Source organism: Novosphingobium subterraneum, assembly GCF_000807925.1.
GTDB classification, from domain to species: Bacteria; Pseudomonadota; Alphaproteobacteria; order Sphingomonadales; family Sphingomonadaceae; genus Novosphingobium; species Novosphingobium subterraneum.
The window spans coordinates 86,486-99,434 of sequence record NZ_JRVC01000011.1 but is presented as its reverse complement, the minus strand read 5'-3'; the positions used below and the strand labels follow the sequence as shown (position 1 = coordinate 99,434).

10 protein-coding genes and 1 tRNA gene are annotated in these 12,949 nt (G+C 64.6%); 8 read left to right on the top strand and 3 right to left on the bottom strand.

Annotated features, from left to right (window positions below; genetic code table 11):
* Positions 1 to 96: 96 nt before the first annotated feature.
* The 3 genes from NJ75_RS12275 to NJ75_RS12265 all read right to left on the bottom strand — a co-directional run bounded on the left by NJ75_RS12275 (position 97) and on the right by NJ75_RS12265 (position 2,714).
* Positions 97 to 1,533 (bottom strand): tyrosine-type recombinase/integrase, encoded by a 1,437-nt coding sequence (locus tag NJ75_RS12275; RefSeq protein ID WP_254895206.1) that lies wholly within the window; start codon positions 1,531 to 1,533, stop codon positions 97 to 99.
* 79 nt (positions 1,534 to 1,612) lie between these two features.
* Positions 1,613 to 1,689, bottom strand: a tRNA-Met gene (locus NJ75_RS12270).
* A 128-nt stretch (positions 1,690 to 1,817) separates the two neighbouring features.
* Positions 1,818 to 2,714 carry a sterol desaturase family protein gene (locus tag NJ75_RS12265; RefSeq protein WP_039334908.1) on the bottom strand — a complete coding sequence of 299 codons (897 nt, stop codon included), beginning with the start codon at positions 2,712 to 2,714 and terminating at the stop codon, positions 1,818 to 1,820.
* 218 nt (positions 2,715 to 2,932) lie between these two features.
* On the opposite strand from NJ75_RS12265, the gene NJ75_RS12260 reads away from it, so the two are divergent.
* Genes NJ75_RS12260 through atzF form a run of 8 tightly spaced genes read left to right on the top strand, consistent with a single transcriptional unit; the run spans position 2,933 to position 12,935 of the window.
* Complete coding sequence (locus NJ75_RS12260) at positions 2,933 to 4,012, top strand: putative urea ABC transporter substrate-binding protein (protein ID WP_039335001.1); 1,080 nt, start codon at positions 2,933 to 2,935, stop codon at positions 4,010 to 4,012.
* 28 nt (positions 4,013 to 4,040) lie between these two features.
* Positions 4,041 to 4,856, top strand: a complete 816-nt coding sequence (locus NJ75_RS12255; protein ID WP_039334906.1) for an ABC transporter permease — start codon at positions 4,041 to 4,043, stop codon at positions 4,854 to 4,856.
* Positions 4,853 to 5,611, top strand: a complete 759-nt coding sequence (locus NJ75_RS12250) for an ABC transporter ATP-binding protein (RefSeq protein ID WP_039334904.1) — start codon at positions 4,853 to 4,855, stop codon at positions 5,609 to 5,611. The genes NJ75_RS12255 and NJ75_RS12250 overlap by 4 nt, the downstream gene beginning before the upstream one ends.
* A complete protein-coding gene (locus NJ75_RS12245) occupies positions 5,611 to 6,084 on the top strand; it encodes a CopG family ribbon-helix-helix protein (RefSeq protein ID WP_039334902.1) in 474 nt (157 codons plus the stop codon). Before NJ75_RS12250 ends, NJ75_RS12245 begins: the two co-directional genes overlap by 1 nt.
* Positions 6,081 to 6,917 carry an urea amidolyase associated protein UAAP1 gene (locus tag NJ75_RS12240; RefSeq protein WP_039334900.1) on the top strand — a complete coding sequence of 279 codons (837 nt, stop codon included), beginning with the start codon at positions 6,081 to 6,083 and terminating at the stop codon, positions 6,915 to 6,917. Before NJ75_RS12245 ends, NJ75_RS12240 begins: the two co-directional genes overlap by 4 nt.
* A 14-nt stretch (positions 6,918 to 6,931) precedes the next feature.
* Positions 6,932 to 7,564: an urea amidolyase associated protein UAAP2 gene (locus tag NJ75_RS12235; RefSeq protein WP_039334898.1), complete on the top strand. Its 633-nt coding sequence runs from the start codon at positions 6,932 to 6,934 to the stop codon at positions 7,562 to 7,564.
* Complete coding sequence (gene uca, locus NJ75_RS12230; protein ID WP_236727137.1) at positions 7,561 to 11,169, top strand: urea carboxylase; 3,609 nt, start codon at positions 7,561 to 7,563, stop codon at positions 11,167 to 11,169. Before NJ75_RS12235 ends, uca begins: the two co-directional genes overlap by 4 nt.
* Complete coding sequence (atzF, locus tag NJ75_RS12225) at positions 11,166 to 12,935, top strand: allophanate hydrolase (protein ID WP_039334896.1); 1,770 nt, start codon at positions 11,166 to 11,168, stop codon at positions 12,933 to 12,935. The genes uca and atzF overlap by 4 nt, the downstream gene beginning before the upstream one ends.
* Positions 12,936 to 12,949 lie beyond the last annotated feature (14 nt).

Here is a 12,949-nt window from a genome sequence, read left to right as displayed (position 1 = left end):
CATTCTACTATTCGCGGATGCATCTAAGTAGCTGATATTTCTAACAACTATGGCAGAAAACCGCGCCTCTAAATCGGCGGTTCTGACTTTTGAGGCTCATCGCGAAGCCGCCCGAAGGGGGCGTTGCCAATACGGCTGTCTCTGGTCGCTTGGTGGCAGGTGCTGGATGGGAGCGGAACAGCGCATGAATTGTGAGAACTCGATAGGATTCTTCTCGACATTCGACACTGCGGTTGCCGCGTCGATCACGTCGGCCCAGTCTTGGAGCATCCGCCTTCGCGGTGTGAGATAGAGCGCACTGTTGTAAGCGCCGCGCACCTCATCCTCGTCCTCGTGAGCGAGCGCCATCTCGATCCAATCCGGCTTGTAGCGTTCGGCTTCGTTCGCCCAGGTCGAGCCGAGCCCCCTAAACCCATGTACCGTCTGCCGATGGAGATACCCCATCCGATAACAGGCATAGATCATGGTGTTCTCGGAAATAGACTTTCCAGGCTTGGCTCCGGGAAAGAGGAACGCATCGTTCGTCGCCTGCAAGCGGCGCTGAACGATCATTGCGGCCTGGCGGGACAGCGGAACAAGATGCTCACGTTCCATCTTCATGCGCTCCGGCGACAGACGCCATAGCGGGTTCGGTCCATAGAGATCCTCGAACTCGTCCCTGGCCGCGAAGCGGGTTTCGCTGGTTCGGACCCATGTGAGCAAGGTGAACAGCAGCGCGTCACGGGTGATCTCGCGGCGGCGCGGCGTGTCCTCGCCGTCATAGGCGAAGATCGCTCGCACCAGCTTCGGAAACTCCGCGAGCGGCACGCGCGCCATGTGCCTGACGGGCGGCTTGGGCTTGAGCGCATCGTTGAGGCCGAGCGTCGGATCGATGGTCGCCCAGCCGCTCGCGATCGCGAAGCGATAGATCTGGCTGACGTTCTGCTTGAGGCGACGGGCGATATCGAGGGCGCCGCGCGCTTCGACCGCGCGGATCATCTCGAGAATCTCGGGCGGGTCGATTTCCGTGATCGGACGCTTCCCGATGACCGGAAAGACGTCGCGCTCCATCCGGTTGATGACGCGCAGGGCATGGGCCGAGTCCAGCCCTTCAATACGATTGGCGTGCCAGGCCCGCGCAATCTCTTCGAACAGCTTGAGCGCGGCCCTCTGCTTCTTCGCCCGCTTCCTGGCCTCGGCGGGGTCCTCACCCTGATCGAGCAGCCGCTTGGCTTCGGTCCGCTTCTCGCGGGCGATCGCCAGCGTGACGGTCGGATATTTGCCGAAGCTCAGCAGTTTTTCCTTGCCGTCGAAGCGGTATTTCAGGCGCCAGAGCTTCGATCCGTTCGGCTGGACGAGCAGGTGCAGGCCTTCTCCATCGGACAGCTTGTAGGGGCGCTGCCGCTTGGTGGCGTATTTGACCTCAAGTTCTTTCAAAGCCATCTGGGGGTATCGCCTGTTTTGGGGACAGCCGAAAAATACCCCCAAAATACCCCCAATCCAAATCGCCGTGGGTGGCCGCAGCCGGTCGCACCGGGACGCCGGCGTACGCAACGGGACGCGAAAAATATTTGATTTTCCTCGAAAAATGTCTGCCAGTGGCCTCAGTGGGTCACTGGTGGACAATCCGGGTTGGTAGCGGAGGAGGGACTCGAACCCCCGACACGCGGATTATGATTCCGCTGCTCTAACCTGCTGAGCTACTCCGCCCCGGTGCGCGAAACTGAAGTCCGCTGGGCAGGTCGGGCCTCTAGCTGTGGCTGCCTGTCCGGTCAACCGGGTAAGCAGGATTTTTTCCAGCCCTTGTGGCTGCGCTCCTCCGACCGGCGCCGACGTCGCTAAACCACTCCATTGCTGCCCGTTTGCGCATTGGCGCGCCGTGACTGCCACGCCTTGAACAGCGGCACGAAGGGGAAGACCCACTGCTCGCGGATAGACAGCCGCCTGCGATCGTCCTGCCCGACCACACTGGCCTCGCCCTCCTTGTAGGTGCCGAAGATCCGGTCGCACAGGATCAGCGAATTGCCGTAGTTGCAGCGCGTATCCTCGTAGGGCACCGAGTGGTGCAAGCTGTGGTGGCGGATCGTGGTGAAGAAGAAAGAATAGAACTTCGGCGGGTCCGACCGGACATTGGCGTGCGCAAAGGTCGAGATCACGTTGGTTGCGCCGAATGCGCCCAGCACTGCTGCCTGCGATACGTCAAACAGCACGACGATGCTCAGGCTGATCAGCACCAGTTCGATCGGGTTGCCCACCGCGCCTTTCATCGCGTTGAGTTGCGTGATGTGGTGATGCGGCGCATGGGTCAGCCAGAACGGCGTCGAATTGTGCATTAGGCGATGCATCCAGTACTGGCCAAACTCATAGACGAACAAGATCAGCGCCACTTGCGCCAGAAACGGCATCTCTGCCGCCCAAGGCGTCTCGATGCCCGCTGCCTTCTTGAAAGCCATGAGCGGGGCTTCCCCAACAAGCTGTGAAACCTTCGATATCAGCGTCGCGTTCAACACCATGTAGAACAGGTCGGTGAAGAACTCCTGGCGATTCATCCGCCACCCGGCATGACGCTCGAACACCATCTCGAGTCCCAGCACCCATGTCGTCACAAGCGCGGTCATGATGATTGCGGTCCAGGTGTTTTCCACCCAGGCTTTCGGAGCAAGTCCCCAGAAGGAAACGACAATCGCCAGCGTCACCGGCGGCAGCATATCGACTGCAAATTTCCTGATGTTCATGTCGCTTGCCCGCAAAACCCCTGAACGAAGCAGATATAACGCACTTAGGCCCAACCCGCCAAACCGGGCGCTACGTCAATCGACGTATCCGCACTTTCGGCCGGGCGGGTATTACCAAAGCAGCTGATCGTAATACCAGGGACCAGCCGGTCCGGGGCTGCGACAACGCTTCACTCCATCAAGGGGAATGGCTGGTGCTACATGCCTTCGCGACGCGCTTGCGGACTCATATCGGAAAAGTCGGCAAGACCGCGCTGATCGGTGCGGCACTCGCCCTCGCCTCGTGCTCGGGCGGTGAGAAGGCCGCCGAAAAGCGCACCGAATTCAGCATCGGCTGGTCGATCTATGCGGGCTGGATGCCATGGCCCTATGCCCAGCAGGCCGGCATCGTGAAGAAGTGGGCCGACAAGTACCACATCAAGATCAACGTGGTGCAGGTGAACGACTACGTCGAGTCTGTGAACCAGTACACGGCCGGCAAGTTCGACGGCGTGACGGTTGCCAACATGGATGCACTCACCATCCCCGCCGCCGGCGGCAAGGACACCAGCGCGATCATCGTCGGCGATTACTCCAACGGCAATGACGGCATCCTGCTCAAAGGCGCAAACGCTCTGGCCGCGATCAAGGGCCGCCAGGTCTACCTCGCCGAACTCTCGGTCTCGCATTACCTGCTCGCCCGCGCGCTCGGCAAAAACGGCATGGCGCTGACCGACGTCAAGACAATCAACACGTCCGATGCGGACATCGTTGCCGCCTTCGCTTCGCCCGATGCAACGGCCGCTGTCGCCTGGAACCCGCAACTCTCGGTCATGGCCGCGCAGCCCGGCGTGTCGAAGGTCTTCACCTCGGCGGACATCCCGGGTGAGATCCTCGACCTCCTCGTCGTGGATACCGCAACGCTCAAGGCCAACCCCGATCTCGGCAAGGCCCTCGCCGGCATCTGGTACGATACGATGAAGGTGATGACTGCGCAGGACGAGCAGGGCAGGCAGGCCCGCGCCGCGATGGCAAAGCTCGCCGGGACGACACCGGACGTCTTCGAAGCCCAGCTCAAGACCACCTACCTCTACGCCCAGCCCAAGGACGCGGTAGCCGCCACGCAGGACGCAAAGCTCATCGAGACGATGACCCGCGTGCGCGACTTCAGCTTCTCCAAGGGCCTGTTCCCCGGCGCATCCTCCGCCGATGCAGTGGGCATGGCCTTCCCCGGCGGCAAGACGCTGGGCGATCCAACCCACGTCACCCTGCGCTTCGATGACAGCTTCATGAAGCTTGCCGCCGACGGAAAGCTCTGATCTCCTAGATACTTCGGGACAACTCCTCATGCGCTGGGTAAACCGCGAACCGGACCGCAAACAGCGCCTCGCGCTCGGCGCCGTGCCGATCCTGCTGCTGGTCATCGTCTACCTCTTCGCTGCCTATGGCCGGCATGCGGGGAACCCGGCAGACAAGATCCTGCCGCTGCCTTCGGGCATGGCGACGGCGCTCTGGGCGCAGATGACCAAGGTCGACGTGCTAACGGGCAGCGTGGTGTTCTGGGCCGATACCCTCGCCAGCCTCCAGCGTCTGGGCCTTGGCCTTGCCATCGCCACACTGATGGCGCTGCTGGTCGGCCTTGTCCTGGGCGCGCTGCCCCCGGTGCGCGCCACCTTCGGACCACTCGTAACAGGTATTGCGGTGATCCCGCCGATCGCGCTCCTGCCCATCCTGTTCGTCGCGCTTGGCCTCGGTGAAACGGCCAAGGTCGCCCTGATCGTCATCGGCATCGCGCCGGTCATGATCCGCGACGTCGCCGGCCATGTCGGCACCCTCCCGCGCGAAATGCTGGCCAAGGCGCAGACCCTTGGGGCGGGCTCATGGCAGATCCTCATCCGCGTTGCCCTGCCTCAGGCCATGCCGCGCCTGATCCTCGCCCTGCGCCTCGCGCTCGGCCCGGCTTGGGTATTCCTCATCTCGGCAGAGGCCATCGCGTCCGATGTCGGCCTTGGCTACCGCATCTTCCTCGTCCGCCGATACCTCGCGATGGACGTGATCATTCCCTACGTCGCGTGGATTGCCCTGCTCGCGATCGCCATGGACTGGGGCCTCAAGAACCTGAGCCAGAGGGCGTTCCCCTGGGCACACGGAGCAAGCCATTGAGCGCGCTCCTTTCCCTCCGCAACGTCTGGGTCGAATACGGTGACCGTGTCGTCCTCGAAAAGGTCGATCTCGACGTCGCAGAAGGATCGTTCGTTTCGGTCGTCGGCCCTTCGGGCGCGGGCAAGAGCACGTTCCTGCGCGTCGTTCTCGGCCAGGAAGTGCCCACTTCCGGCACGATCACCCTCGACGGCCAGCCGCTCGCCCGCGAATGCGGCCCAGATCGCGGCGTGGTGTTTCAGCGCTACTCGGTCTTCCCGCACCTCACCGTCCTTCAGAACGTGATGTTCGGCCTCGAATGCACCAAGGCCCCGCTGCTCGCGCGTCTCTTCGGCGATGCAAAGAAGCGTGCCGCCGACGAAGCCACAGCGATGCTGCAGGCGGTCGGCCTCGGCGACAGCCTGAACCTTTATCCCAGCCAGATGTCGGGCGGCATGCAGCAGCGCCTGGCCGTCGCGCAGGCCCTCATCATGCGCCCGCGCATCCTCCTGCTCGACGAGCCGTTCGGCGCGCTGGACCCCGGCATCCGTGCCGACATGCACGTGCTGATCCGCCAGCTCTGGAGGGACTTCGGCTTGACCGTCATCATGGTCACGCACGACATCAAGGAAGCCTTCTCGCTCGGCACCCGCGTTCTCGCGCTCGACAAGCGCCGCCACGATCCCCACGCCCCGCACCGCTTTGGCGCAACGGCAGTCTACGATCTGGAACTGCGCAAGGACGAGCCTGCGCCTGAACCAGAACCGGAAGCGGCGTGATGTCCAACGAACCCGCCAGCCTCGCCCGCCTAAGCATGAGCCTGCCGGCAGACCTGTTCCGCAAGCTCGACATGATGGTCGAGGAACGCCAGCTCCCCTCGCGCTCGCAGCTGATTGCGGAGCTGATCCGCCACGCCCTTGCAGCGCACGAGGCACTGACTCGCCCGGACGAGATCCTCGCCGGCACCATCACCCTCGTCTACCGTGGCGACCGGGGCCGCGTGCGCCAGCAACTCGCAAGCACGCAGGCCGATTTTCAGACCGAAGTGATCTCCACCCAGCACGTCTTTCTGAAGGACGACCAGTCGCTGGAAGTCCTGCTGGTGCAAGGCCCCGCCGCCCGGCTCAAGGGTCTTGCCGACGCTCTGCGCCGTGTGCGCGGGGTCCAGCAACTCCAGCTTGTCACCACCACCGCCTTGTTGCCGCCTCTGTCCGAGGCTGGCCCCGGATCGAAGAAAGGAGCGGCCGCATGACCGACGCCCCAACCAGCACACTGGCAAACCCCAACGCCGCCCGCGATCACGCCCGCTCGATGGCGGGAACGGTCGTGGAAGCCATGCCGATCCTTCCCCCAATCGCGGCAGACCTTCCCGATGGCGTCAGCGCTGACGACCTGCTCTGGGAAGAAACCGTTGCCCCCGGCGGGTATGCCACGCGCCGCATCGCTCGCGGCACCCGTCTGCGGCTGATCGACGTAAAGGGTGATGCCTGCGCCTCGCTCAACATCTTCAACGCCGAAATGCCGACGGAGCGGCTGAACTTCGCCGATACGGTCAAGGTCCAATGGAATGCGTACCTCGGCACCGGCAAGCTTCTCCTGTCCGACATGGGCCGCGTGCTGATGAGCATCGAGGCGGATGATGCCGGCACGCACGATTGCTTCTGCGGCACCTCGAACGCCGCCACCAATGCCGCCAAATACGGCGAAGGCCGCAATAGCGGCAGCTATCCCAACGGGCGCGACCGTTTCCTGCTGGGCGCTGCCAAGCACGGCCTCGGCCGCCGTGATGTTCACCCCTGCGTCACCCTGTTCAAGGGCACCCGCATTGAGGATGACGGCACGATCACGCCGCAGGTTGGCCCCTATGCGCCCGGACGCAGCGTGGTTTTACGCGCAGAGATGGACATCATCGTTGTTGTCACGAACTGCCCGCATGTCCTTGATCCAAGGCCGGAATACAGTGTCACTCCGCTGCGCCTCACCGCATGGCGCGGACTTGTGACAACCCAGAGCGACCCCATCCGCAACGCGACGCCGGAGGGCCAGCGGGCCTTCCTCAATGTCGAAGACTACTACCGCCGCTGAAAAGGACAGGACCGATGACCGATCCCCACATCTCCGGCCTTTCCGGCAAGATCGTCCACGACGAGATCGTCCCCGCCCGCGCGCCGTGGGCGCACCACGTGAAGCAGGGCGAGACGCTGCGCATCGTCGATCTCGAAGGCAACCAGGCGGTCGACTTCCTGATCTACAGCGCCGCCGATGATTCCGAACGCTACAGCGCGCAGGATACTGTCGCCGCACAGGGGAACCTGTTCCTGCGCGAAGGCACCGTGCTGCTTTCCAACGAAGGCCGCCCGCTGATGACCCTCACCGGCAGCGCGGTCGAGTATCACGACACTATCGGCGGCGCATGTTCGTGCGAATCCAATACCTTGCGCTATGGACATCACACAAAGTCGCAACATGCCTGCGTCGAGAACTTTCTGGAGGCCAACCTCTGGGAAGGCCGCGGCAAGCGCGACATCGTCTCCAACATCAACTTCTTCATGAACGTGCCGGTCGAGGCGGACGGTGCGCTTGGCATCGTTGACGGCATTTCCGCCCCTGGCCTCACAGTGGACCTGCGCGCAGAGATGGACGTGATCGTCGTCGTTTCCAACTGCCCGCAGATCAACAACCCCTGCAACGCCTTCAACCCCACCCCCGTCCGCATGATCGTTGCAGCATGAGCATGGCCCCCGCATTCGACACGGTACTGATCGCCAATCGCGGCGCCATCGCCACACGCATCATCCGCACCTTGCGAAAGATGGGCCTTCGCTCGGTCGCGGTCTATTCCGAGGCCGACGAAGCCTCGCTCCATGTTGCGCATGCTGACGAGGCCGTGTGCATTGGCGGCGCGAGACCTTCGGAAAGCTACCTCAACATCGCCGCGATCATCGAAGCGGCCAAGCGCACCGGCGCCGGTGCAATCCATCCGGGCTACGGCTTCCTCTCCGAAAACACCGAGTTTGCCGCCGCCTGTGCCGAAGCCGGCATCGTCTTCATCGGCCCCACGCCCGACAACATCCGCACTTTCGGCCTAAAGCACAGCGCCCGCGAGCTTGCCGCTGCCCATGGCGTCCCCCTTGCGCCGGGCAGCAACCTGCTGACCAGCGAGGACGAAGCGCTCGCCGCAGCAGACGCCATCGGTTTCCCGATCATGCTCAAGGCCACGGCAGGCGGTGGCGGCATCGGCATGCGCGTGTGCGAAACCGCTGACGACATCCGCGAAGGCTTTGCCGCCGTTGCCCGCCTCGGCCAAAGCAATTTTAGCGACGCCGGTGTCTTCCTCGAACGCTTCGTCCGCCGCGCCCGCCATGTCGAAGTTCAGATCTTCGGCGATGGCGAGGGCCGCGTTGTCGCCTTGGGCGAGCGCGACTGTTCGCTCCAGCGCCGCAACCAGAAAGTCGTCGAGGAAGCCCCCGCCCCGCTCCTGCCCGAAGAGGTCCGTCAGGCGCTTTACGCAGCCGCCATCCGCGTCGGCGAAGCAGCCCGCTATCGTTCGGCGGGCACCGTAGAATTCCTCTACGATTCCGAGCGCAAGGAGTTCTTTTTCCTCGAAATGAACACCCGGCTACAGGTCGAACACGGCGTGACCGAAATGGTCATGGGCGTCGATCTGGTGGAATGGATGATCCGCGGCGCTGCCGGGGACTACAGCTTCCTCGATAGCGCCCCCACCACCCCCAGCGGCCATTCGGTTCAGATCCGCCTCTACGCCGAAGACCCCGCGCTCGATTACCGCCCCACTTCGGGCACCCTGACCTGTGTCGAGTTTCCGGCCGACATCCGCGCCGAAACCTGGGTCATGGCGGGCACCGAGGTCAGCGCCTGGTACGATCCGATGCTTGCCAAGCTGATCGTCCACGCGCCCACTCGCGATCTCGCCGTCACCGCGATGCAGGAGGCGCTGGCGCGGTCCCGCGTCGATGGCATCGAAACCAACCTGCGCTGGCTGCGCAGCGTCGTCGCCGCGCCTGCCTTCACTTTAGGTGAAGTCTCAACACGCGCACTCGAAGACGTTGTTTTCAGAACCAAATCAATCCGCGTGCTGAGTGGCGGAACGGCCACCACCGTGCAGGACTGGCCCGGCCGCCAGCACCTCTGGGCCGTGGGCGTGCCGCCCTCTGGCCCGATGGACGACCAGTCCTTCCGCCTCGGCAACCGCCTGCTCGGCAATCCTGAAGGTACCGCCGGGCTGGAGATGACCGTCACCGGCCCCACGCTCCAGTTCGGCGCCGATGCAACCCTGTGCCTCACCGGTGCGGACTTCGGCGCAACTCTCGAGGGCAAACCGGTAACTCCAGGGCAACTCTTCGAGGCAAAGGCAGGGCAAACGCTGGTCGTCGGCAGGGCAAACGGTGGCGGCATGCGCGGCTACCTGCTCGTCGCCGGAGGGCTCGACATCGCCCCCTACCTCGGCAGCCGCAGCACCTTCGAACTCGGCCAGTTCGGCGGCCACGCGGCGCGCCGCCTCGTCGCCGGGGATGTCCTTCACCTCGCCCATGAACCGACTGGCAAACCACTCGCTCCTGCCGCGCTCCCCGCTCTCCCCAATGAATGGTGCGTTCGCGTGCTTTACGGTCCCCATGGCGCGCCGGACTTCTTTACCGAAGCCGACATCGACATGGTGGTCACCGCCGAGTGGCAGGTGCACTACAATTCCAATCGCACCGGCGTGCGCCTTGTCGGCCCCAAGCCCGAATGGGCGCGGCGTGATGGGGGGGAAGCGGGCCTGCACCCGTCCAATATCCACGACAACGCCTATGCCATTGGCGCGGTGGACTTTACCGGCGACATGCCGATCATCCTCGGCCCCGATGGTCCCTCGCTTGGCGGCTTCGTCTGCCCCTTCGTGGTGATCGCGGCTGATCGGTGGAAGATCGGCCAGTTCGTTCCGGGCGACCGGGTGCGCTTCGTGCCCGTAACAATGGAGGAGGCGACCGCCGCCGACCGTGCCCAGCAGGAATACCTCGCAACTGGCGCCAAGCCCGCCTCCAGCCGCCCCTGCGATGCCGCCACCCAGACGCCGATCCTCGGGGCAATCGAGGCCGCGCCCGGACGCCCCGGCGTCGTCTATCGCCAGCAGGGCGATCGCAACATCCTCGTCGAATACGGGCCGCTCGTCCTCGATCTGGAACTGCGCATCCGCGTCCACGCGCTGATGACGGAGTTGGAGCGCATGGCCCTGCCCGGCGTGATCGACGTCGTGCCCGGCATCCGCTCGCTCCAGCTGCATTTCGATGGACGCAGTCTCACGCAAGCCGCTGCCCTTTCCGCGCTCATGGCGGCAGAGGAGCGCCTCGGCGATCTCGAGGACTTCGCCATCCCCTCGCGCATTGTCCACCTGCCGCTCAGCTGGCGCGATCCGGCCACGATCGAGACCATCGAGAAGTACATGAGCGCGGTCCGCGACGATGCGCCGTGGTGCCCGGACAATATCGAGTTCATCCGCCGCATCAACGGCTTGCCCGACGTGGCGGCGGTGGAGAACCTGATCTTCGAGGCGAGCTATCTCGTCATGGGGCTGGGCGATGTCTACCTCGGCGCGCCGGTTGCCACGCCGGTCGATCCGCGCCACCGCCTCGTCACCACCAAGTACAACCCCGCGCGCACCTGGACGCCGCCCAATGTCGTCGGCATCGGCGGCGCCTACATGTGCATCTATGGCATGGAGGGACCCGGCGGCTACCAGTTGTTCGGCCGCACCGTGCAGGTATGGAACACGCACCGGCAGACGGCAGACTTCATCGAGGGCAAGCCCTGGCTCCTGCGCTTCTTCGACCAGATCCGCTTCTATCCGGTCAGCGCCGAGGAACTGGCCGAGTGGCGCCGCGATTTCCCCAGCGGCAAGCGCTCCCTGAAGATCGAACCGTCGGAATTTCGCCTGTCGGACTACCGCAAGTTCCTGTCCGACAACGCCGATGACATCGCCGCGTTCGAAGCGCGCCGCACGGCCGCGTTCGATGCCGAGCGCGCCGAGTGGGAGCGCCGGGGCGAGTTCGACCGGGTCAGTGCGCTTGCCGAGAGCGAGGCTCCGGCAGAAAACGCGGTGGACGTGCCCGAGGGCGCGGACCTGATCGAAGCACCCTTCGGCGGCAGCGTGTGGAAGCTGCTCGTTCAGCCCGGCGACACGGTTCAGGCGGGCGAGACCATCGCGGTGATCGAGGCAATGAAGATGGAATGCCCGGTCGAAAGCCCCGGCGCCGGCACGGTGGCTGCGCTCTACATCAAGGAACGACAGCCGCTACAGCCCGGCACGCCGATGCTGGCCCTGCGGAGGAGCGCATGACCGTGCTCGACCGCCGCAGCGCCGCAGCCATCGCTGCCGGCGTCAATGCCGGCACGACGCCCGCCGTCTCCGTCATGGAGGAAACGCTCGCCCGCATTGCCACCTACGATGCGGTCCAGCCGCAAGTGTGGATCAGCCGCGCCACGGCGGAGGACTTGCTTGCGCAGGCCCGAGCAGTCGACGCCCGGATTGCAGCCGGCGAAGTCCTCCCCCTCGCCGGTGTGCCCTATGCCGCAAAGGACAACATCGACGTGGCGGGGCTCCAGACCACCGCGGCCTGCCCGGCCTTCGCCTATGCGCCCGCGGAAAACGCCACGGTCATTGCCAGGCTCAAGGCCGCAGGCGCGATCTGCGTGGGCAAGACCAACCTCGATCAGTTCGCTACCGGCCTTGTCGGTACGCGCAGCCCCTATGGCATTCCGCGCAATGCCTATAACCGGGACTACGTCAGCGGTGGGTCCAGCTCCGGCTCAGCCATCGCGGTTGCCGCTGGCCTGGTGCCCATCGCGCTTGGCACCGATACCGCAGGTTCGGGCCGCGTGCCCGCCGCGTTCAACCACTTGATCGGCTTCAAGCCGACCAAGGGCCGCTGGAGCACCAGGGGCCTTGTTCCGGCCTGCCGCTCGATCGACTGCATCACCGTGTTCGCCTGCGACACCATCGACGCGCGTCTCGTCGACCATGCGCTGGCCGGATTTGACGTTGGCGATCCATGGTCGCGCCAACTCACCGAAGCCCCGCTCAACCCCAGGCGCATCGGCGTGCCTCGCCGCGATCAGCGGGCATTCTTTGGCGATGGCGAGTCCGAGTTCTTCTATGATCATGCCCTCGCCACGCTGGCGCAAGGTGCAGAAGTGGTCGAAATCGATATCGCCCCGCTGCTCGAAGCCGCGCAACTGCTCTATGGCGGACCGTGGGTGGCCGAACGCACCGCTGCCATCGCCGCACTTCTCAAGGACAACCCCGAAGCTGTCGACCCCACCGTGCGCACCGTGGTCGAGGCAGGGTGGGACAAGACCGCCGTCGAACTGTGGAACGGCTTGTACCGCATGGCCGAGCTGAAACGCCATGCGGATCAGTTGTGGCAAAGCGTCGATATGTTGGCCTTCCCCACGACCGGCACGACCTATCGCGTGGCCGAACTGGCGGTCGCCCCTGTCGCCTTGAACAGCAACCTCGGGTTCTACACCAACTTCGTGAACCTGCTCGACATGGCCGCCGTCGCCGTGCCGGCCGGCACCCGCCACAACGGCACCGGCTTTGGCATCACCCTGATCGGCCCGGCCGCCACAGATCGCGCCCTGCTCGATGCCGCCGATGCGTGGCTCGCTGCCGCCAACCTTTCTCCCCCACCCCCGCTCGATCTGGAGGGCAAGATGCAGACCGTGAAACTGGCCGTTGTTGGCGCACACCTCGAAGGCATGCCGCTGCACTGGCAGTTGACCTCCCGGAATGCGAAGTTCGTCGGCGCCTTTGAAACCGCACCGACGTACAGGCTCTACGCGATCGCCAACAGCGTGCCGCCGAAGCCCGCGCTAGTATTCGATGAAGGTGGGGCGGCAATCAAGTTGGAGGTCTACGAGTTGGGCGTCGCCGAGTTCGGCAGCTTCACCGTCGAGGTTCCGCCGCCGCTCGCCATCGGCACCGTCACGCTGGCGGACGGCAGCAGCGTAAAGGGCTTCGTCGCCGAACCGCGCGCCCTTACCGGAGCCGAAGACATTACGCACCTTGGCGGATGGCGCGCCTATATCGCCTCGCGTAGCTGATCGGGCAGAAGGAC